Genomic DNA, 21,892 nt, shown 5'->3' on the forward strand with positions numbered 1-21,892 from the left:
TCACCCCGCGGGGTCAGGGGCGATCGGCGCTGCCGGGCTCAGCCCCAGGTCTGGCCGGCCGGTTCCTTGATGGTGTGGTTGAGGCGGTTGAAGAAGTTGGTCAGTGCGATCTCCAGGTTGATCGCGCCGATCTGCTCCTCCGTGAAGTGGGCGTTGGCCTCTTCCCAGATCGCGTCGGTGACGCCCGCCGCGCCGTCCTGTATCCGGGTGGCGGCCTCGGTCAACGCCAGGGCCGCACGCTCCGCTTCGGTGTAGAACGGCGCCTCGCGCCACGCCACCGCATTGTGCAGCCGCTCGTCGGTGTCACCGGCCTTCTTGCCCCCGGCCACACTGGCGTAGACGCACGCCGAGCAGCCGTTGATCTGGCTGGCGCGCAGGTGGACCAGTGCGAGCAGCTTCGGATCGACGCCCCCGGCGGCGATCGCCTTGTGGAGGTGCTGGACGGCGGTCCACACATCGGGGTTGTTCGTGTTCTTGTTCTTGAGGCGGTTCTCCATGGGAGAGTGCTCTCCTTCATCGGGTTACGTTGCGGGGCGGTTGCCCGTCATCCCTATGACGGAGCAGCTCTCACGGAGGTAACACGATGTCTGGCACCACGCCCACGGACCCGATCGCCGAAGCCTTCGAGTCCCACCGCGACCGGCTCAGAGCCGTCGCCCACCGCGTGCTCGGATCGCACGCCGACGCCGAAGACGTGGTCCAGGAGGCATGGCTGCGCCTGTCCCGCCAGGACGCCGACACCATCAACAACCTCGGCGGCTGGCTGACCACCGTGGTCGGCCGCATCAGCCTCGACGTGCTGCGCTCGGGCCGGACCCGCCCGGAAGTCTCCTTCGACGACCGGCCGTCCGAAGCCACCGTCACGCTCGACACCGCTCCCGCTCCGGACGAACTCGTGTCGCTCGGGGACTCCGTCGGTCTCGCGCTCCTGACGGTCCTCGACTCGCTGCGCCCGGACGAACGGCTGGCGTTCGTCCTGCACGACGTGTTCGCCGTGCCGTTCGCGGAGATCGGCACCATTCTCGGCAAGTCCGCCGACGCGACCAAGATGCTCGCCAGCCGGGCTCGCAGGAAGGTGCGGTCCGCCCAGGAGCAGCCGACGGGTGCCGGGCGACAGCAACGCGAGGTGGTCCAGGCCTTCTTGGCCGCGGCCCGCGACGGTGAGTTCGAGCAGTTGCTGCACGTTCTGCACCCCGAAGTGAAGTTCACCGTCCACACCCCGAACGGCAGGTTCGTCACGCTGGGAGCCACCGAAGTCGCCACCCGCGCCCGCGTGGCCGGCGGTGCGGCCCGCGGACACGCGGCCACCGTGAACGGCTGCCCCGGCGTCATCGCCTGGAGCGCGGACGGTACCCCCCTCTCCGTCCTGGCCTTCACCGTCACCGACGGCCGCATCACCGAGATCACCGCCGTGATCGACCCGGCCGTACTCGCCGTCATGGGCCTGCCGGACCCGGTGTGACTCCCTGCTGACGGCGGGCCGTTCGTCCGCGAACCCGGGTTCGTGGAGGGTCAGCGGTCGCGCGATCCCCGCAGGAGGCGCTGGACGGCATCGGCGACAAGCTCGTCGGGGCGGTGCTCCGGAGGCAGGCTGTCACCGGCGACGAACGTGGCGATGCCCTGAAGACAGGCGAGGAGGATCACGCCGAACCGCTCCGGGTCGCTGATCGCCCCGCCACTGTCCGCGAGGAGGCCGAGCAGGGTCCGGGCGCAGGCGTCCGATGCGGCGCGCAGCTCCGGCGCCGGGTCGCGGTGCTTGCGGGCGTACATCAGTTCAAGGAGCGCCGGGTGCCCGGTCGCGAACCCGACGTAGGCGAGGGAGGCGCCGCGCAGCCGCTCCTCGAACGTCCCGTCACTGGATACGGCGGCCTCAAGCGCTGCTTCGAGCCGTCCGAAGCCCTGGGTGGCGAGCGCGTCGAGCAGGGCGAGGCGGTCGGCGAAGTGCCGGCTGGGGGCCGCGTGCGAGACGCCGAGGTCGCGGGCCAAAGAGCGCAGCGAGAGCGCGTCGGCGCCGTCGGTGGCGACGACTTCCTCGGCGCGGGCCAGCAGCTCGGACCGGAGATTCCCGTGGTGGTACGCCATGGCGGCACCCTAGCATTCGATGTTGTCGTTGACATCATTGTTGTCGGTGGCTACATTGAGGGCGTGGGGCAAGGCGGAGCTCGTCGAGCGCGTTCGCCTCGAACCCGTCGACGAGACGAGCTGCCGGATCGTGTACCGGGCGGCGTTCGACCTGACCAGGCCCGGCAAGCTGCTCGCCCGCCCCCTGCGGGGCTTCCTCGACCGGGCCATCGGACCGACGCTCCAGCGGATGAGTGACGCCGCCGTGGAGCGGCAGAAGGGAACCGTGAACCGATGAGGGTAGTTCTGTTCGGCGCGACCGGCATGGTCGGCCAAGGGGTCCTGCGGGAGTGCCTGCGCGACGAGCGCGTGAGCGAAGTCCTCGTGCTCGGACGTACGACTCTCGGCGTCGAGCAGCCGAAGCTGCGGGAGATCGTCGCCCCCGACCTGGCGGAACTGGTGACCCGGCCGGACATGGCGAAGGAGCTGTCCGGATACGACGCCTGCTTCTTCTGCCTCGGCGTCTCCGCCGTCGGCATGACCGAGGAGGCGTACCGCCGCGTCACCCATGACCTCACCTTGTCGGTCGCACGCGCCCTCTGTGCCCAGAACCCCGGCCTCACGTTCGTCTACGTGTCCGGGCAGGGCACCGACAGCACCGAACAGGGCCGGACGATGTGGGCCCGGGTCAAGGGGAAGACCGAGAACGACCTGCTCGCCCTCCCGATGACCACGTACCTCTTCAGGCCCGGCTACATCCAGCCCCTCCACGGCATCACCTCCAGGACCCGCCTGTACCGGGCCCTCTACGCGGTGCTCGCCCCGCTCTACCCCCTCCTGAGGCGGCTGCTGCCGCACCAGGTCACCACCACCGAGCAACTCGGGCGCGCGATGATCGCCGTAGCTGCCACCGGGGCACCCGAGCCCCACCAGGGCCCCCGGGGGATCAACGACCTCGCACGCATCGGCCGGACCGCCTGAGCGACCACGACCGCACACCACGGTGGCGGCGGTGAGGAGTGTGACCTAGCGTCGATGGCATCACTCAGCGTCATGAGCAGGAGGGTCGCTCACGCATGGCTGTCCATCGGGTTGTCACTCTCGCCTTCGGCGATCCCGAGCAGTGCCGGGTCGCCTACGCCGATGCCCTGCGGCTGCCGGGCCTGCGCCAGGTCGCGGTCCTGGAGCGCGCCGCAGACGGCACGCTGGACGTTCCTCTCGGCGAGAACACGGAGGCGGGCGAGGCGACGGTCGGCGCCGGGGCGGTGGGCGGGCTGCTCGGCCTCGCCGCCGGTCCGCTGGGCGCGCTCCTCGGGGCCACGGCGGGCGCCGCGCTCGGCAGCACCCTCGAGGCGCAGCGCGAGGGCGAGGAGTACGCCGCGATGATCCTGCTCAGCGCGGACGTGGAGGACGGCACGAGCCTGCTCGTCCTGGACGTCAAGGAGGCGGCCGAGGGACCGGTCGACGAGCTGGCGGACCGCTACGGCACGGTGGCGCGGCGCGAGGACGCGAAGGACTTCGCCGCCCGGGCCCGTACCGCGTGGAAGAACGCCTGACCCCGGCCCTTCCCGGTGCGTCCGCCGACGGGCGTCACGTGGCGGACTGCGGGGCGCGCGCGAACCAGCGGGCGACGGGTTCTTGGGTGATGCCGTGCAGCGCGACGCTCAGCAGGACCGTCGTACACATCACCTGGACGATGAAGTCGCTTTCGTCCGGCGGGAGTTGGATGTAGGCGAGCAGGGCGAACACGATGGACGTGACGCCGCGCGAGCCGAGCCAGGCGACCGCCCAGCGTTCGGTGCGGGGCAGGTCGGTGCCCGTCAGCGAGGCCATCACGGGCGCCAGGCGGGCCACGGTCAGGGCGAGCAGCCCGTACAGGACGACGCGCGCGGAGACGCCGTCGGCGAACGCGTCGGTGGCCACCTTGCCCAGGGTGAACCACACGGCCAGCGCCATCAGCTCCGAGACCTCGTGGACGAGGCCGAGGTTGTCCCCGGCGATCGCGTGGGCGGTGGTCGCGTACCAGAGGCCGGTGACGAAGGCCGCGACGAAGCCGTTGCCGCCCGCGGTGGTGGCGACGGCGTAGGCGAGGAACGGCAGGACGAGGCTCGCCGTGCGCAGCGCGGCGGGACGGGCCCAGCCGTCGTCCCGCGCCCGCCGCACGAGCCAGGCGGCCCCCGCTCCCAGCAGACTGCCGATGACGACGGCGAGCAGTGCGCCCTTGACGACGCTCCAGAGCAGCTCCGCGAACGTACTGCCGTGCGCGGTGGCCAGGTTCGCCACGCAGAACAGGAAGAGGGGCGAGATGAGGCCGTCGTTGAAGCCGCCCTCGATGTTCAGCGCGGCCCGCACCCGCAGCGGAACCCGCGCGTCGCGCAGGAACCCGGCGATCGGCGCGAGGTCGACGGGCATGACGACGAGCGCGGCCACCGCCAGGAGCCACCAGCTGGTGCCGGGGAAGACCAGGGCGCCGAGGACGGTGGCCAGGGCCACGGACGCGGGCAGAGCGATGCCGAGCAGACGGCCCTCGCCGACCGACCTGCCCAGGCGTTCGTAGTCACGGGCCTCAGTGGCGTCCATGAACAGCATCACGGCCAGCACGATCTCGACGGCCACCTCGAAGCTGTGCGCGTCCAGGTCGAACGGCACGGCCGGATGCGGGCCGCGGGTGAGGACGATGCCCGCCACGACGAAGGCGATCGGCGCGGTGATGCTCCACCGGGCAAGCCGGCGCGAGACGAGGGACCAGAGGAACAGCAGCGACAGCACAACGATGAAAGCCGGCACGACAACCCGCAGCAGAGGACGTGGGGGAACTCCCGTGAACAGGGATGACCAGTCTCGGGGCCGCCGCTCCGGGAGGAGGGATTGACACGCCCTGAATGCCGCCGCCTGTGGTCAGGGGCCGAAGCAGACGTACCCGGCCCAGTCGGCGGGGTCGTCCGCGCTCAGGCGGCTCGCCTCTTCCGCGAGGTCAGGGCCCCAGCCGTCGGGCAGTCGGCGGTACGGGTCCAGGAGCCACAGCTGGGCCCGCCGCAGTGCCGCGGCGGGGGTGGTGTCCTGGGTGAGCAAGCAGTGGTGCACGAGGTGGAGGAACACCGACTTCGCCCGGTCGCGTACGGGCCACAGGGGTGCGACCACCGCGCCCGCACCCGCCCCGAGCAGGGCGCGGGCCAAACGCAGCGACGCCTCGGCGCCGGAGGTCAGGCCGTCGCCGTGGCAGTCGGTGACCAGCACCGCGGTGGGGGCGCGGCCGCTGTGGCGGATGGCTTCGGCGACGGATGCCAGAGCCAACGGGCCCTCGGGCAGAGTCAGTTCGGACCGGCCGAAGTCGTCCGTGTGGTAGCTGGCCGGACCGGCGAGCAGCAGGACGCCGCCGTCGGCCGCGGGGGCGGTGCGCAACTGGGACAGCGCGTCCTTGGGGTCGCGCGCGGCCGTCACCGGAGCGGGAGCGGACGGTGGTCCGCCGTCGGGCGCGCGGGGGGCGGCCGCCGCGTCGCACAGCGCCCGGGCGGAGACGGCGTAGGAGAACTCCGCGGCCTCAAGGGCGTATCCGCCGCCACGGCGACGGAGGCGCGTGGTCCGCTTCCGTGCGGCGTGCCAGGGGACGCCGCTGAGGGCGCCCAACGGCACCAGGACGAGGCGGGAGCACCCGGGCAGGAGCGCTGTGAGGACCGGGGTGATGGCGGCGCGCGCCGCCCAGCTCAGCAGCTCGGCGCCGGGCGAGGCGCCGCGCGCGTACTCCGCGAAGGGCTGGGCGTCCTCGGTCAGGCCGGGCAGCGGGACGGCGCGCACCTGGCCCGCCGCGGTGACCGCGAGCGCCGTGCCGACGTGGGAGTGCGTCGCCGGGGCCAGATACACCAGCGCGTGCTTGCCGGACGCGCACAGGGCCCGACCGATCTCGTCGGCGGCCGGCGGCGGGCCCGTGGGCTCGCCGCGCAGGGACAGAACGCGCCAGAGATCGAGCAGGTAGAGGGCCTCGGTGAGCTCGCCGTCGTCGCAGCACCAGGCGGCGACCTCGCGGGCCGCGGTGACGGCCCGTGCCACGACGGCGTTGTGGCCGGGGGAGCGGTGGCCGGGGCGGTCGCGTCCGAGGACGGGCGGCGTCGCCAGAGCGTGCACGGCTGCGAGCCCGGCGCGCAGGCTCGCCGCCCGGTCGTCGAGGTGCCGTGCGTCGCGCGTGCGGTAGGCGCGGGCCAGGGCGATCATGACGCTGCCCCAACCCTTCCGGCCGGGTCCCCCGGAGCGGGCGGCGGCCGCTCGCCTGAGGAGGCGGATCCCGCTGTCGAGCCCGGCGTCGCGCTCGGCCCTGTCGTACCGCGCCGTGGCGGCGGCGCATTCGGCGCTGCCCAGGTAGTAGGCGTAGCGCAGAAAGGCGTCGTCGCTGCTGTCCAGGGATTCGTACGCCTCGCGCAGGAGCGCCAGTGCTTCGGTGAACCGGCCCTCGTCGCTGCCCACCAGCAGGTGGATGGCGGTCTCACCGAGCAGTTGGGTGCGCCAGGCGCCGGAGAGCCGGGCGGCGCCCTGGCGGATCTGGGCCGGGGTTGGCGGCGCGACGAGGTGCCCGGTGGGCTCCTCGCCGAGGCGGTGGGCGAGGGAGTCGCGGAGGATTCCGGTGTGCGCCAGGAGCAACCACATCTCCAGGCGCGCGGGGTGGTCGGCGCCGAACGCGGCGTGGATGCCGGTCGCGGTGGCGAGGTGGTGGTCCGCGGTGGCCAGGTCGCCTCCGCTCAGACACGACTGGGCCTGGAGCGCGGCGATCTGAGCGGCGCTCAGGCGGGCATGACCGGACTCCTCGCGTCCCGTGTTCCAGGAGAACGAGTCAAGGACGACTGCACTCGCCGTCAGGCCCGGTTCGGTCGTCAACTCCCGGGCCAGTTCCGCCAGGTCCACCGCGCGCGTGCCCTCGTACGCGTCGTCGGGGCGGGTGCCGCGCCTCGCCCGGAACAGGTCGCGACGCAGCTGGACCTGGAGGCCGATCGAGGCGGCACGCTCCTCCTGACACGCGGCGGGCCACGCCTGCGCGGCCAGATCCATGAGGGTGATCGCGTGCTTGAGCGTCGCGCGGTCGGAGCGGGCCTTCCCCCGGTGGTGAGCAAGACGCCCGAGAGTGTCGAGGACATGCGGCGACAGCCGCTCCAGGGCATCGGGCGCGGACACCAGAACGGCGAACGCCGGATCGGCCGGGGCGGCGTGGGCCTCGTCGTGCGTCTCGCGCCAGATCAGGCCGTGGGCGTACGCGGCGGCGGCGAGCGCTCCCCAGGCGCCCTCCGCCGCGCTGTCGCTGTCCACGGGGCCCTCCGTCGCACTGTCGCCGTCCGAGGGCGTGGCCCGGCCGGTGGTGGCGGGGATTTGCGTCTCGCCTCGCAGTCGGTGGCGCTCCAGATGGAGGCGGCCGAGCGTTTCGATGAAGGCGGCCGACTCCGCGGTGCGAGGCGGCACATGGGCCAAGGCCGCCTCGTGGTGGCGCAGGGTCAGGTCGAGCAAATCCTGCGGCCGAAGCTCCGGCCGCAGGCCCGGGTGGTCGCGGCAGTACTCGTACCGTCGTCTGGAGCACTCGGCGAGGAGCCGGAAGCCGAGCTCGCGCAGGCCGTCGCCGCTGGCGTCGCCCGGGGGCAGGGAGGCCATGCCGGTGGTGAGCAACTCCAGCGCCTCGTCCAGGAGTCCGGCGCCGCCGCTGATCTCGTGCCGCAGGACCTTGGCGTGTCCGTACAGAAGGCGCCACCGGTGCCAGTGGGCCGTGTCCCCGGGAGTGCGGAAGGCGACCTCGAAGGCTTCGGCGGCCGCGATGAGATCGTGGGGCTCCCCGCCACGGACGAAGTCCTGAAGGCTCAGCTCGCCGAGGCGCCCCCACAGGACGGGGGCCCGGGGGGTGCGGGACGGAAGGGGGATGAGGGCGTCGCGCACCTGGTCCCGGGTCAGGGCGAGTTCGGCTTCGGTGGGGTCGCCCGCCGGTGGGGTGGCGCCGTGGCTGCCCGGCTCCTCGACGGTGGCTCCTGCATCGCTCGCGGCACCGGTGGGCCGGGCGCTTCCGACGACCCCGGGATGTCCGGCGTCCACCGCGCCGCGCGAGCCCTCGGTGTTCGCGCCGGTGTCCCGCAGGAGCGCCCCGGCCCGCTCGCCCGCGGCCGCCATCAGCTCCCTGGCGTCGTCGACGCGCCGCGGGGACCCGGAGCCGGTCGCGGCCTCGTACTCGGCTGCCGCGAGGGCGAGCGTCGCGGAGACCGCTTGCGGATGCTCGGGGCCCATGAGGGCCGATGCCTTCTGGGCCGCGATGGCGAGCACGTCGGCCGCCCGCTCCGAGCGCTCAGCGTCGCCCGCCGCGCGCGCTGACGCGGACTCGGCGGAGGCGAGGGTGACGAGCGCGGACAGGGAAGCGGGGTGGTCGCTGCCGCGTGCGGCCACCACGTCCCGCACCGCGCCTTCGAGGGCGGGCAGCAGCGAGTCGGCCCTGTGATGGTCGCCCTCGGCGCGCGCCGCCGCCGTGCTCACGGCCAGCGCCAGCAGCCGTACGTCGCGGCGGGACGCGGGGTCGGCCCCCGCGCCGAGCGCGTCGAGTGCCTGACCCGCCTGCCGCCGTGCCGCGGCGAGGTCACCGCGCCGCAAGGCGATACCGGAGGCGTTGGCGAGGGTGTGCGCGGCGAGCGTGGTGGTCCCGGGGGCGACGTCCGAAGGGGGCGCGTCCGAAGCGCGTGAGTCTGGAGGGGGTGCATCCGGAGAGGGTGCGTCCGAAGGGGGTGCATCCGGGGGCGTTACGTCCTCCAGGAGGCGGGCCGCCGCCGTGAGCTGCCCGCGTCCGGCGAGGAGCGCGGCCAGCTGGTTGCGGGCCACGGCTTCCGGGCTGACCTGCACCGTGCCCTGGAGAATCCCCGATGCCAGGTCGTCGAGGAGCGCCTGGGCGTCGCCGTGCCGGCCGAGCGCGTCCAGGAGCGCGGTCAGCGCCGCCAAGTCCTGTGCGGCGGTGGCCGGGCCGAGGGCGGAGGGGGAGCGGCGCAGCCGGGACAGGCCGTCGAAGAGCCGGGTCTGGGCTCCGCGGTCGCCGCGCACGGCGGCTCGTGCCTGGTCCAGCACGTGCCGCAACAGGTTCCTCGCGGGCCGCGGCCGCCGCCGAAGGGTCCGCCTTCCGTCCGTCATGGGTCACCACCGCCCTCGCCGAGCTCGGCCTGGATCTTCCGCTTCGCCACCATGAAGGTGAGCTCGGCGATCTGGGCCGGGTCCATCAGGCCCTGCCTGGACCACTCCTGGATGGTCTCCAGGAGTTCGTCGGCCTTTGCGGACAGGGGCCCGGCCATCGGGGCGGGCACGAAGGCCGCGGGCGGCGGGGCACTCGCGACGGTGGGCTCCGCGCCGCCGGGCGGGCGGAGCACGTCGATGAGGTGGGCGACGTCCAGGTAGTCGAAGCGGCGCATCGCCTCCGCGATGGTGGCGGCGAAGAGGACGTTGGCCGCCCGGTCGGCCGCGGTCCGCTCCGGCACCTGCTCCAGGAGGATGCCGACCACCACCGCGTCCTTGCCCCTGGTGGGCTCGGCGGTGTGGCCGTCGCAGTGCGTCGTGTCCTCGACCGGGCCGCCGGAGTACCCCGAGTAGTCGCCGAGGAACTGGTCCGCCGACAGCTGGAGCGCCTCGATGGTGCCGCCGCCCGCGCACAGATGGGCCGCCGCCCGGGTGTCGATGCGCCCGCTGAGCTCCACTTCGTCGGCGGCGGGGCGGTACGGGCCCCGCCAGCGGCCGCCGATCCGGGCGGGCCCCGACTTCGGGAGCTGCGGGGTCGCGCGCTGCGGCGGCGCGATGCTGACGAGCGCCAGGTCCGCCTCGGCGTCAAGGCGGCTGACGCGGGCTTCGAGCCGACGGCCGTCGGCGAGGACGACGTCGACCGGCTCGTCCATGCGTACGAGGCCGCGCAGGCAGTGCAGTGCCGTCAGCACGAGCCAGTTGGTCAGCAGGAAGCCGCCGCCGAGCCGCTGCTCGGCCCGGTGCAGATCCACCCAGTACGGTTCGCAGGTCACGGCGCGTCCGAGGCCCGCTCCACGGTCAGGGTGACCTCGAAGGACGCCTCGGCGGAGGCCTTGGAGAGGATGACTCCGGCCTCGGCGGCGAGCGTGAGGCCGAAGGTGACCTGCATGCTGGAGACCCGCCAGCCGTCGCGCTCCGGCACCTGCGAAAGGGACTGCTGCGCGATGGCCGAGGCCTGCACGATGGCCTCCTCGACCTCGGCGGCACGGTCGTCGAGCGGCGACGTCGTCCGCGTCCTGCTGGCGATCTGCCGGTTCCCGCCCGCGTCGAGCGCGACGGTCTCGACTCTGACGTGGGTCATGGCTCTACCCGCTTCCCCCGTGCCGCGCCGGACGCTCGCCGGACGCGAAGTGCCGCCTGCGCAGCGGACGTTGACGCGCGGTGTGTCGCTGCGCAGCGTATCGACGGCCGAGCGTGCGCGTCACGACTTCGGCGAGACGGGGAGCGCGCCCGGACTCCGCAACCACGCCACCACGCACCCCAGGCGGACACGTTCACCCGGGGCGGCCGTCCGAACCCCGCCATTGGGGAATCGCCGCGCTCCCGCAGGAACACGAGAAAGGCAGGAGGCGCTGCGCGACCGGCGTCCCCAGGTCCGGGACGCGGCAGTGCGGGCACTGACGCTCTGGGAGCGCGCGGAGCTGGTGCGCGAGGTGGCGGCCACCGCTGACACCGCACTGGGGGCGCCTCGTGGATCACGAGGCGCCCCCACTTGTGTGACGTGCGGTGGACTCCCGGCCGACCGACATCAGCGGCGGCGCGCGAGCCATGCGTACGACCTACGAATCCGGGTCTCTGCGCGCACCGTCGGGGGTCATGAGCTGGGGGAGCAGGATGCGCGCCAGATGGTCGGTGCCGGGGGCGTTGATGACGGCCAGGGTGGCGAGTTCGCAGTTGAGGTTGCGGCGGATGGTGGTGGTGAGTTCGGTGGCGAGCAAGGAGTCGATGCCGAGGTTCTTGAGGGCGAGGGACTGGTCGATGCGTTCGGCGGGAGTGCGCAGGAGCCGGGCGAGCAGTTCGGTGAGGGTGTCGCGCACCAGGGTCTCCGCTTGCGCGGGGTCGAGTGCGGTGATCTGTTCGCGCAGGGTGTGGGAGCCGTCGGTGGCTTCGGGCACGGTCGCGAGTACGTGCGTGTGGCGGGGGACGTCGCCGGCCACGGTGGCGGTGCGCACCCGGTGCCAGTCGACGTGGGCGGCCACGGTGGCGACGTCGACGGTGGAGTGGGTGAGGAGCGCGAGGGTCTCCAGGGCCGTGTCGGGAGCCAGGGGAGCGGTGATCTGCCGGCCGAGGTGTTCGTCCGTATAGGTGCGGGCGGCGTAACCGACCTCGGCGATGGCACCCCAGCCGACGGCGAGGGCGGGCAGGCCCTCCTCGCGCCGTGACCGGACCAGGGCTTCGGTGTAGACGTTGGCCGCGTTGTAGTTGGCCTGCCCCGGCCAGCCGAGCAGGGAGCTCGCCGAGCTGTAGAGGACGAAGAGGTCCAGGTCGTGGCGGCGGGTGAGGGTGTCGAGGAGATGCGCGCCCGCGGCCTTGGCGGGCAGCGCGGCACGGAAGGCCTCGTCGGTGGCGTCCCGGAGGAGGGTGTCGCTCAGCTCCATCGCGGCGTGCACGACACCGCGCAGCGGCACGGCAGCGGCGTCGATCACGGCGCGGAGGGCCGCGGGGTCGGTGACGTCGGTGGCGTGGACACTGACGCCGACGCCCCGGGCGCGCAGGTCGCTGAGGAGGTCCGCGGATTCGCGGGTGCTGTCGCCGCGGCGGCCGACGAGGGTGAGGTGCCGGGCTCCGAGCGTGGCCAGGTGGCGGGCGGTGGCGGCGCCGAAGCCGCTGAGGCCACCGGTGATCAGATACGTGCCGTGGGGGTCCAGATGGAGTGGGGCGGGTACGGAGCGGACCGGCGGACGCTCTTCCAGGGACAGGACGACCTTGCCGATGTGGCGCGAGTGCTGGAGGAGGGTGAACGCCTCCTGTAGGTGCGCCGCGGGATGAAGGGTGTGCGGGAGGGGCCGGTAGACGCCGCGGCGGACGAGGTCGGCGACGGCTTCGGTGATCCGCTGGGCGCGGCCCGGCGGACCCGCGACGACCTTGAGGATGTCGACGGCCAGATAGCTGCAGTTGGCGGCGAGCGCCTCGAGCAGCAGACGGCTGCCTGCCTGGAAGCCGCGCTTGCCGAGCTCCACGAACTGGCCGCCGGGGCGCAGGAGGTCCAGGCTGCGGGCAGCGGCCTCGCCGGTCAGGGAGTTGACGACCACGTCGACTCCCTCGCCGTCGGTGAGCCTGCGGACCTCTTCGGCGAAGTCAAGGCTCCGTGAGTCGAGGACGTGGGTCACCCCGAGGTGGCGGAGCAGACGGCGCTTGGCGGGGGTGCCCGCCGTGGCGATGACCTGGGCGCCGACGTGCCGGGCGTGTTGCAGGACGGCCAGGCCGATGCCGCCCGCACCGCCGTGCACCAGGACGGTCTCGCCCGCCTGGAGGTCGACCCGGTCGCTGAGGCCGTAGTGGACGGTGGCGAAGGCGATGGGCAGCGTCGCGGCTTCGGCGAAGCTCATCCCTGACGGGATGTGCCCCACGAGCCGGGCCGGAGCGGTCACCTGGGAGGAGATCGAGGACGTGGTGAAGGCGAACACGCGGTCGCCGGGCGCGAAGCCCGTCACCCCGGGCCCGACTCCGGTGACGGTTCCCGCGCACTCCAGACCCACGCGGTCGTGCTCGAAGTCGGCCGAGTCGGCGTCTTCGGTGATCAAGCCCGTGACGGTCATGACGTCGTGGTAGTTGAGCGCGGCGGCCCGCACGGCGATCGCGATCTGCCCGGGGCCGGGGGCGCGCTCCTCGTCCTGGATCCAGGACAGCGACGGCGTCGGGCCGCCGCGGTCGGTGTGGAGGCGGAAGGGCGTGCCCGCAGGCGGTGGAGCGGCGGGCAGGCGGGCCGTCGTGCGGGGAGCGAAGCAGCCGCCGCGGGTCAAGACGAGTTCGTCCTCCGCCGTGTCCGCGTTGATCACTTGGGCGAGCCGGGCGGCGTCCGACGCGGCGTCGTCGCCGCGGTCCAGGGAGATGCGCCGGATGCGCAGTGAAGGCTCTTCGTTCGCCAGGCTGCGCGCCATGCCCCACACGGCCGCGTCCGCGGGCACGAGGGGGCGCTCGGGGGCGGGCAGTGCGCCGCTGGGCCGGGTGACGACGACGAGCGGCTGGACGTCGGTCGAGGGGTCGCGGCGCCGGGCGGCGACCAGATCCCGCAGCATGGCGGCCCGTCGGAGCATGGGATCTACGAGGTCGTCGGGTGAGGAGCGGCCCGACGGCCGCCGAGCCGCCGTCGCCGTGGTCCCGGCGGCCGCCTCGTCCAGGAGGACGACGACGCCGGACGGCCGCTCCCCCCGCTGCGGCGGCCACTGCGCGCAGGAGACGTCGTACGCCGGAACGAGTGCCACCTCGGGGCTGCCGCACCGCCGCAGCGAGTCGACGAGCCGACCGGTCAGCTCCGCTTCGGGGCGCTCCGCGACGACGAGCCACCGCGGGGCGTCGCGCCCGTCCGGTGCGGCGGGCTCCGCGCCGGCAGGCGTCGTATCAGGGGCTGTGCGGGTGGCGAAGAGGACGCTGTCGTCGGCGTGGTCGACGTCGAGGTCCCGAGTGGCGTACGTGGCGTCGGTGAAGCCGCACTCGGCGAGCAGCGGCATCCACTGGTCGGCGGTCAGCAGGCAGCTGCGGGTGCGCAGGGGCGCGTCGGTGAACTGCCAGAAGCCGTCGAAGCCGCCGAAGCACAGGTTGTCCAGGCGCGGGTCGCTCGCCTCCACGGCCAGCAGGGCTCCCCGGTCGCCGAGCAGCGAGGTCACGTGGTGGAGCGCCTGGGTCAGGCGCGGCGCCACGTGCAGGACGTTGGCGGCGATCACTAGGTCGAACTCGCCCTCGGCGAAGCCCTGCGCCACGGGGTCGCAGGTGATGTCCAGCGTGCGGTACTCGACGAAGTCGTAGGCGGTGAAGCGTTCCTGGGCGCGGGTGAAGAAGCCGGCCGACACGTCGGTGAAGACGTACCGGGTGCGTTCGGGGGGCAGCAGCGGGAGGAGCGACGCGGTGGTGCCGCCGGTGCCGCCGCCGACCTCCAGCACGTTGAGCGGCCGGTCGGCGGGCCAGCGCGCCAGGAACTCGCGCAGATAGATCCCGGCCGCTTGCCGGGCCAGGCGGGAGGGCACGGTGGTGCTGTACACCTGCTCGATGAGTTCCCGGTCGGCGCCGTTGAACATCAGGTCCACCGGGTCGAGTTCACCCCGGAGCATGGGTGCCAGATGGCTGCCGGACAGGGTGCACAGCGTCAGGAAGGCCGCCTCGCCCGGGAAGTCGTCGGTCATCTTCTGCAGGACGGCGGCGGGGCGCGGCGGCGCGACGATCCGCCAGCGGGTGGTCGTGATGGCTGAGTCACCCGGGGCGGTCACGGTGTCGGGGTCGCCCACGGCGGTCATGATCCCGGCGTCGCAAGCCATCCGGGCCAGTGAGCGGACCAACAGCTGCCGGTCGGGCCGCAGTCCCGCCGCGAGGAGCCGGCCGAGGCTGAACTCCTGCTCGCCGGGCAGCATGTCCTGCACGGCCTGGGCGAAGAAGTGGCCGCTGAGCTCGCCGGTCCGGGCGGCCAGGCCGTTCTCCCGGCTGTCCCGCCACCCGCGCGGCAGCGCCTCCCGCTCGGCGCGGGTCTCCTCCGCCACCTCGGACGCCGTGATGACCGGGGCGGGGGCGGCGGCCAGCGGCACCGCGCGCAGCTCGGTGGTGTAGTACTCCGTGGGCCGTCGGCGGCGCTCGTCCAGCGCCTTCAGCCGTACGTCGGTCATCTCCAGGGCGACCGCGCCGTCCGCGTCGGTCACCGTGACGTCCACGATGCCTTCGTCGGATGTGATCGCCCGCGCTCGTACGTCGATGAGGCCGACGGCGTCCGGTGTGTGCCAGCACCGTACGGCACCGGCGGCGACGGGCAGGTAGATGCGGCCGTCGTCGGGCAGCAGCGCGAGGGCGGCCTGCAGCGCGGCGTCCATGACGACCGGGTGGGCGTGAAAGGCGGTGCCGTCGGACAGCGGCAGCGCGTAGCGGGCCGTGACGGTGTCCGCCGTCCGCCGCAGGTCGTACAGGACCCGCAGGAGCGGGCCGTAGGTCAGCCCGGCCTCGGCGCAGCGGGCGTAGTGGGCCTGGGCCGCCCGCTCGCCTTCAGCGGCAGCGGCAGCGGCAGCCGCACCGGCACCGGCCTCGGGGTCCAGTGGGCCGGGCCGGGACCGCAGGAGACGCCGCACCTGGGCGCGCGCGTGGGCCCGCCAGCCGGACCCCTGGCCGTCGGTGCTGCTGATCTGCGTCACACCGTCGTCAGGACTGAGGCTGGTGCGCAGCCGCACCTCCATCGCGTCGTCCTGCCAGGGAAGGGTCAGCGCGGTGTCGATCCGCAGGCCGACGACCTCGATGGGCGCGCCGAACACCTCGACGCCCGCGGCCACGGCCATCTCCGCGAACGCCATGCCGGGCATGACCACGCTCTCACTCATCCGGTGGTCGCCCGCCCACGGCACCCGCTCGGGCTCCACATCGCACTCCCAGCCCGGATCGGGGCCCGCCGCGCGCTCTCCCAGGAGCGGATGGCCGACGCTGCCGAGCGCAAGGCGTTCGTCCCACCAGTCGGGGGCTCCGTGCCAGTGCCGCTCGTGCTGCCAGGGGTAGGACGGCAGATCGACCACCCGGGCCGGCCGGGGGAGCCACTCCTCCCATACGACGTCGGCGCCGACGGCCAGCAGATGCGCGAGCGCGGTGTCGAGCGAGCCCGGCCCGTCGGCGTCGCGCAGCAGTGTGGGAACGACGGCCGTCTGTGCGGGGACCTCGGAGCACAGCCGGGCGAGGTAGCCCTTGAGGACGTGATGGGGCCCGATCTCCACGAACGTGTCGCAGCCCTCGGCGAGCAGTTCCCGGACGGCGGAGGCGAACCGCACCGGCTGCCGCACGTTGTCCCACCAGTAGCCCGCGCCCAGCTTGCGGGTGTCGACGAGACCTCCGGTCACCGTCGAGGCGAACGCCGTGTCCGTGGCGCGCGCCTCGACGCCTTCGAGCGCCGCGAGGAGACCGTCACCGATGCCGTCCATCGCCGAGGTGTGGAACGCGTAGTCCAGGTCGAGCAGCCGGAAGAAGATCCCCTGCCGTACGGCCTCGGCGCCCAGTTCCTCAAGCGCGACCAGGGGGCCGCCGACGGTGAGGTCGCGATCGCTGTTGAACGCCGTGATCTCCAGGCGTCCTTCGTAGGGGGCCAGCAGGAGGCGGGCCTGTTCGCCGCCGACCCCGATGGCGGCCATCCGGCCCAGGCCCGCGGTCGGTGCCTGGGCCCGGCTGCGCTCGGCGACCACCCGGCACGCCGTGGGCAGGTCGAGCGCGCCCGCGGCCCACGCCGCCGCGACCTCGCCGACGCTGTGCCCGACCACCGCCTCCGGCTTGAAACCCCGTTCGGCGAGCACGCACACCGTGGCCACCTGCACGGTGAACAGCAACGGCTGGGCGATCTCCGTCGCGGCGGAGCTCTCCGGCTTCGCCGCGCGCAACTCCTGCTCCACCGACCAGCCGAGGGCCGGGGCAAGGAGCGCGTCCACCCGCGCCACGGCGGCGGCGAACACCGCGTCGCCGTCCAGGAGATCGGCTCCCATGCCCGCCCACTGGGAGCCGTTGCCGCTGAACGCGAACGCCACCTTGCCGCGCGCGACTCCACGGGCGGCGGCCGCCGCCCGGGAGTCGGGCGAGCGCTCCGCCAGCGCCCTCAGCCGCTCGGCGGCCTGCCGGGTGGTGCTCGCCAGGACCGCCGCGCGGTACGGGTGCCGCTCACGGCGGCGAGCCGACGTGGCGGCCAGATGATAGAAGTCCGGCTCCTCCAGGCCCTCCAGACGCCGCACCATCCGCTGCGAAGCCTCGGCGAGCGCGTCACGGGTCCGCGCGGAGACGACGACCGGTACGGTCCGTACGTCCGAGTGCTCCGCAGGCTCGGCAGGCTCGGCAGACGCGGCCGCGGCCGGGGGAGGAGGCGCGAGGATCGCGTGCGCGTTGGACCCGCCCGCGCCGAAGGAGTTGACGCCGACCAACGAGCGCGCGTCCACCGCGAGGGGCCGCCGGGCGAGGACGGGTTCGAGACCCAGAGCGGCGAAGTCGATCGCCTTGCTCAGGGGCGTGCCGTGCAAGGAGGCCGGGATCTCCCCGTGGCGGAGCACGAGCACCGCCTTGAGCAGGCCCGCGATCCCGGAAGCACCCTCCAGGTGCCCCACGTTGGTCTTGATCGAGCCGATCGGCAGGGCATCGGCCGCCCCCCGCGTGCGGCCCATCCACTGACCCAGTGCCCGGCACTCGATCGGATCACCCACGGGCGTGCCCGTGCCGTGGGCCTCCACGTACACCACATCGCCCGGGTCGACACCCGCCCGGCGATAGACCTGCTCCAACAGGGACAGCTGCGCTCCGGCGTCCGGTACCGAAATGCCGGGCGTGTGCCCGTCGTTGTTGGTGCCGATGCCCCGGATGAGCGCGTGCACGCGGTCACCGTCGCGCTGGGCGTCCGCGAGCCGCTTGAGCACCACCAGGCCGCCGCCCTCACCGCGCACATAGCCGTCCGCGGCGGCGGAGAACGTCTGTGAACGGCCTCTCCTGGAGAGCATCGTGGCACGGGAGGAGGCGACGAAGTCGGTCGGAGCCAACAGCAGGTTGGCGCCGCCCGCCACGGCCATGCCGACCCGTCCCCGGTGCAGCGCCTCGCACGCCTCGTGCAGGGCCACCAGAGACGACGAGCACGCGGACTCCACCACCAGGCTCGGCCCGCGCAGATCGAAGTGGAAGGAGATGCGGTTGGCCGCGAAGGAGGTCATGATGCCCAGCGCGCTGTGGCTGTCCATCAGCCGGGGCCGCATGGCCTGCAGCAGGGCGTAACTGTGGCCGCCCACAGCGACGTAGACACCGGTGTCCGTGCCCGCGAGCTCGCTGGTGACGGCGCCCGCGTCGTCCAGGGCCTCCACCGCGAGCTCAAGGAGCAGCCGGTGCTGCGGGTCCATCTGGGCCGCTTCCCGCGGGGAGATCTGGAAGAAGTCGGCGTCGAAGCCCGCCACGTCCTCCAGGAACGCGCCCGCCACCGTGTACGACTTGCCGCTCCGGCGGGGGTTCGCCGACAGCCACCGCTTCGCGTCGAACCTGTCGGGCGGCGCCACACCGACCAGGTCACGCCCTCCCACCAGCGCGGTCCACAACTCGTCCAGGCCGTTGATCCCGCCCGGTAACCGGCACGACGCGCCTACCACCGCTATCGGCTCATCCAGAGTCACGACAGGTTCACCCTCCACCACCGCCTCCTTTGAGCCAGAGCTGGTGCCATCGCAACAGAAGCTGCCCGAAGGGGCGGTTGGTAGCCGTGGGCCCACAAGGATGGCGGAATTATTCGTAGCTATGCGCTCTGTACACACTCCTGTTCGCGGCCATCCTGACAAATCCATCCCGCCGCGGCCAGCGGCGGGCTGTCCTTGGGCAGGTCGATCCGGTTCACCAGGGAGGAAGCCGGTGACGCGGGGGCCGGGGAACTCGCGTTGGGGCACCGCGTTTCGGCGGTTTTCGGGCCCCTGGCGGCGGCGCATGCAGTCGTGGTGCTCTGCGCCTGCTTCGGAGTGCTGTCCGCGTCCGAACGCCCGTGTGGCATGGGGGGTTGGAGCTGACAGGGGTTCCAGGGCTCGGCGCGGCGTACGGCGGCAGAGACGCCACAGTGGACGCCTGGCTCACTCTTCCACGAGGCCGTGCCCGCGCCCGTATGCCTGGGGAATTGCCCGGGGAGCCGAGAGCCCACTGGCCGGGCGAAGTGCGGCGTGGCGCAGCCCGCTGAGTCCAGGGGGAGGGGTCCCTGTGCCCAGCGGGCTCGCCGACTGTCTGCCTAGGGATTGCAGTTGAGGACAGTGCCCTCGTTGACGCGGCACACGTCGTTGTCGGGGCCGCCGTCGACTTGCCCGTGGTTCAGCAGGACCTGGATCTCGTCGTCACCCGTATTGCCATGGATGCGGCCGAATCGACCGTTGTTGTAGGAGGCGATGACGTCGTCGCGGCCGTCGCCGGCCTGGATGAGGCCCGTGTTCTCCTCTTCGAGGCGGATGGTGTCCCGGCCGTTGCCGCCGTTGATGACTCCGGCGTAGTTGTAGGTGACTCGGATGGTGTCGTTCCCGTGGTGGCCGAAGATCACGTCTCCGGAGTCGAGCCTGTCGCACTGGATGTCGTCGTCACCAGCTGTGCCGTAGATCTCGGGGCCCGGCTGGCGCTGGCCGTTGACGAAGCAGTTCGTCGCCGGTGGCGCCGCACCGGCGTGAGCGGCGTCCAGGGTGACGGCGGCGAGCGTCGCGGCGGCCAGCAGGGTCGCCAACCGCGCTGCCCACCGCGCGGATACATGGAATCGGTGTGCGCTTGTGTGGGTCATGAACCACTTGTCCATGACCTCAGAGTCAATCCAACACGCCGTGCTGGCCACGATGCGCAGGGCGAAATCACCCGTGCGTGTCGTTCGTTCATCCTCGCGGGTGGTGCCGTTCGCTGCTGGTAGCGATGCTCACTGCGTGTGAGAGCAGTCGGCATCAGGGTCCCGCGTGACGGCGATCACGTCGTCGAGCCGGTCGCGCACCGCGAGCAGGTCGGTGATCCGCTGGTCGACGCGAACGCGCTCGGCCTCCAACTGGTCCAGGAGCCCCGGGGGTACGTCACCCGAGTCCACGCACGGCAGCACCTCACGGACCACCCTGCTCGGCAGGCCCGCGGCGTACAGCTGCTGGATCAGCCGGACCCGGCCGACGGCGGAGTCGGGGTAGTGCCGCTGACCGCCGGGGCTGCGGCGCGCCGGGAGCAGACCCTGTTCCTCGTAGTAGCGCAGCGCCCGGACGCTCACTCCCGCCTTGTCGGCGACCTCACCGATGCGCACCGGTCCTCCTCCGTTCGGGCGGCCCGCCCGACTTGCACCTGACGCCAACGTCAGCTTTTAGCGTAGGGGGCGTCGGTGATCGCCGGCCATTCACCCCCACTGAGCTCGCGAACGGCCGGTTCCGGCCGCGTGGAAAGGCAGAACGTCATGCGCGCAGTGCGTTATCACGAGTACGGCGGTGTGGAGACCCTCGTGGTCGAGCAGGTGCCGGACCCGCGTCCCGGGCCCGGCGAGATCCGCGTCCGCGTCGCGGCGGCCGGTGTCAACCCCGTCGACTGGAAGGTGCGTTCCGGCGCGGTGCGCGAGGTGCTCCCCGTGGAACTGCCCGCGATTCCCGGACGCGATGTCGTCGGCGTGATCGACGAGATCGGTGAGGGCGTGCAGGGGGTGAGCATGGGCGACCGTGTCTTCGGGCTCGGCGGCGTCACCGGCGCGACAGCGGAGCTGGCCGTGCTCTCGGCCTGGGCCCACGCGCCCACCACCTGGACCGACGAGCAGGCCGCCGGTGCCGGATTGGCATCCGTGACCGCGCTGGGCGGCCTCAAGGTGCTCGGTCCCTTGCGGGGACGCACCCTTCTCATCGAGGGCGCCGCCGGAGGCGTGGGCAGTGCCGCGGTCGAGATCGCGGTGGCACAGGGCGCCACCGTGATCGGGACGGCCAGCGAGCGCAACCATGAGTACCTCACCTCTCTCGGAGCCGTTCCCACCACCTACGGCCCCGGCCTCGCGGAGCGGCTCGCCACCCTGGCTCCGACCGGTGTCGACCTCGCCCTCGACACCGCGGCCTCCGGTTCCCTGACCGACCTCATCGCGATCGTGGGCGACCCCGCCCGCGTGGCGACGATCGCCGACTACACCAACGCGCATCGCCTGGGCGTCCATCTGGTCAACGCGGCGAACGACTCCACGCTCCTCGCCGAAGCGGGCGAACTCGGCCGGCAAGGCCACTACACACCGCGCGTCGAGCGCACCTACCCGCTCGAACGGATCGCGGAAGCGCACGCGCACGCCGAGCGCGGACACACGCGGGGGAAGATCGTGGTGTGCGTGTGAGCTTGCCCGCGGTCCGCGGCTCCTCGCGCCTTCGACGCGTACGGGACGTACCGGCGGACGCGGCTGACAGCGGGGCTGCGAGGATGCGGTCATGGAGCAGATCTTGAGTCGGCAGCAAGCGTCGGAGGCGGTCCAGGATCACGGGTGGCGCTACTTGCTGGGCTCGTTGCAAACGTCGGTTCCGGTCGGGACGCTGGCGCAAGCGATCAGCTTGGCGGCGGACGCTGTCGCGGTGTGTGGCGACGACGCGGATCGGCACCTCCGCGTCGATGTCCGCGCCGACCGGGCCGTCTTCACTCTGCAGTCGTTGGACCATGCGACGGTCACCACCCGGGATGTCGAGCTCGCGCGTCGGATCTCTGCCACTGTCGGCACGTCAGGGTTTCTGCCGGAGGCTGGAAGCGGAACGGGGGCGCCACGGTCTGTCCAGCTAGTCGAGATCGCCATCGATGCCCTGGACATCGCCGGGATCCGGCCGTTCTGGAAGGCGGTGTTGGGCTATGCCGATGAGGCGGGCGCCGAGGGAGCGGAGGATCCGCTCGTTGATCCGCTCTGGCAGGGCCCGGCCATCTGGTTCCAGCACATGGACCGCGCGCGTCCGCAGCGCAATCGCATCCACCTCGACATCAGTGTTCCGCACGACGAGGCACCCCGACGGATCGAGAACGCGCTGGCGGCTGGGGGTCGGCTTGTGTCCGCGGCCCGTGCCCCCGCGTTCTGGGTGCTTGCCGACCGGGAGGGGAACGAAGCCTGCGTCACCACATGGCAGGGCCGGGACAACTGAGACAACGTGCAGGCCACAGGCGCTCGTTGAGGGCTGGGGCGAGGACGGCC

15 protein-coding genes are annotated in these 21,892 nt (G+C 72.9%); 6 read left to right on the forward strand and 9 right to left on the reverse strand.

The features are described from left to right. Positions 1-38: 38 nt before the first annotated feature. Positions 39-497 carry a carboxymuconolactone decarboxylase family protein gene (locus CP982_RS41095; protein ID WP_150515167.1) on the reverse strand — a complete coding sequence of 153 codons (459 nt, stop codon included), beginning with the start codon at positions 495-497 and terminating at the stop codon, positions 39-41. Between the two features lie 86 nt (positions 498-583). On the opposite strand from CP982_RS41095, the gene CP982_RS41100 reads away from it, so the two are divergent. Continuing rightward, a complete protein-coding gene (locus CP982_RS41100) occupies positions 584-1,462 on the forward strand; it encodes a sigma-70 family RNA polymerase sigma factor (protein WP_150515168.1) in 879 nt (292 codons plus the stop codon). Between the two features lie 50 nt (positions 1,463-1,512). On the opposite strand, the gene CP982_RS41105 is transcribed toward CP982_RS41100, so the two are convergent. Continuing rightward, complete coding sequence (locus CP982_RS41105; RefSeq protein ID WP_150515169.1) at positions 1,513-2,082, reverse strand: TetR/AcrR family transcriptional regulator; 570 nt, start codon at positions 2,080-2,082, stop codon at positions 1,513-1,515. A 46-nt stretch (positions 2,083-2,128) separates the two neighbouring features. Here CP982_RS41105 and CP982_RS41110 point away from each other — a divergent pair, with 46 nt between their 5' ends. The 3 genes from CP982_RS41110 (at position 2,129) to CP982_RS41120 (ending at position 3,617) form a co-directional block, all read left to right on the forward strand. Then, positions 2,129-2,359, forward strand: coding sequence for a hypothetical protein (locus CP982_RS41110; RefSeq protein ID WP_150515170.1), 231 nt, complete (start codon positions 2,129-2,131; stop codon positions 2,357-2,359). Next, positions 2,356-3,042 carry a Rossmann-fold NAD(P)-binding domain-containing protein gene (locus tag CP982_RS41115; protein WP_150515171.1) on the forward strand — a complete coding sequence of 229 codons (687 nt, stop codon included), beginning with the start codon at positions 2,356-2,358 and terminating at the stop codon, positions 3,040-3,042. Before CP982_RS41110 ends, CP982_RS41115 begins: the two co-directional genes overlap by 4 nt. Before the next feature lie 95 nt (positions 3,043-3,137). After that, a complete protein-coding gene (locus CP982_RS41120) occupies positions 3,138-3,617 on the forward strand; it encodes a hypothetical protein (protein WP_150515172.1) in 480 nt (159 codons plus the stop codon). 34 nt (positions 3,618-3,651) lie between these two features. On the opposite strand, the gene CP982_RS41125 is transcribed toward CP982_RS41120, so the two are convergent. The 7 genes from CP982_RS41125 to CP982_RS41155 form a co-directional block, all read right to left on the reverse strand. Then, on the reverse strand, positions 3,652-4,848 hold the full coding sequence (locus CP982_RS41125; protein ID WP_150515173.1) for a cation:proton antiporter: 1,197 nt from the start codon (positions 4,846-4,848) through the stop codon (positions 3,652-3,654). Positions 4,849-4,959: 111 nt separating this feature from the next. Beyond that, on the reverse strand, positions 4,960-9,132 hold the full coding sequence (locus tag CP982_RS41130) for a CHAT domain-containing protein (protein WP_229879144.1): 4,173 nt from the start codon (positions 9,130-9,132) through the stop codon (positions 4,960-4,962). A 59-nt stretch (positions 9,133-9,191) separates the two neighbouring features. Then, on the reverse strand, positions 9,192-10,067 hold the full coding sequence (locus CP982_RS41135) for a S1 family peptidase (protein ID WP_150515175.1): 876 nt from the start codon (positions 10,065-10,067) through the stop codon (positions 9,192-9,194). Beyond that, positions 10,064-10,375 carry a CU044_2847 family protein gene (locus tag CP982_RS41140; RefSeq protein WP_150515176.1) on the reverse strand — a complete coding sequence of 104 codons (312 nt, stop codon included), beginning with the start codon at positions 10,373-10,375 and terminating at the stop codon, positions 10,064-10,066. The genes CP982_RS41135 and CP982_RS41140 overlap by 4 nt, the downstream gene beginning before the upstream one ends. A gap of 478 nt (positions 10,376-10,853) precedes the next feature. Further along, the gene (locus CP982_RS41145; RefSeq protein WP_170316608.1) at positions 10,854-18,380 is read right to left on the reverse strand and encodes a type I polyketide synthase; all 7,527 of its coding nucleotides are present in this window, start codon (positions 18,378-18,380) and stop codon (positions 10,854-10,856) included. Between the two features lie 596 nt (positions 18,381-18,976). Further along, on the reverse strand, positions 18,977-19,456 hold the full coding sequence (locus tag CP982_RS41150; RefSeq protein WP_150515178.1) for a hypothetical protein: 480 nt from the start codon (positions 19,454-19,456) through the stop codon (positions 18,977-18,979). Positions 19,457-19,639: 183 nt separating this feature from the next. Then, complete coding sequence (locus CP982_RS41155; RefSeq protein ID WP_150515179.1) at positions 19,640-20,005, reverse strand: MerR family transcriptional regulator; 366 nt, start codon at positions 20,003-20,005, stop codon at positions 19,640-19,642. 147 nt (positions 20,006-20,152) lie between these two features. On the opposite strand from CP982_RS41155, the gene CP982_RS41160 reads away from it, so the two are divergent. After that, positions 20,153-21,058, forward strand: coding sequence for an NADP-dependent oxidoreductase (locus CP982_RS41160; protein WP_150515180.1), 906 nt, complete (start codon positions 20,153-20,155; stop codon positions 21,056-21,058). 91 nt (positions 21,059-21,149) lie between these two features. Then, positions 21,150-21,842, forward strand: a complete 693-nt coding sequence (locus tag CP982_RS41165) for a VOC family protein (RefSeq protein WP_150515181.1) — start codon at positions 21,150-21,152, stop codon at positions 21,840-21,842. Positions 21,843-21,892 lie beyond the last annotated feature (50 nt).

It is taken from the genome of Streptomyces spectabilis (genome assembly GCF_008704795.1).
GTDB classification, from domain to species: Bacteria; Actinomycetota; Actinomycetes; order Streptomycetales; family Streptomycetaceae; genus Streptomyces; species Streptomyces spectabilis.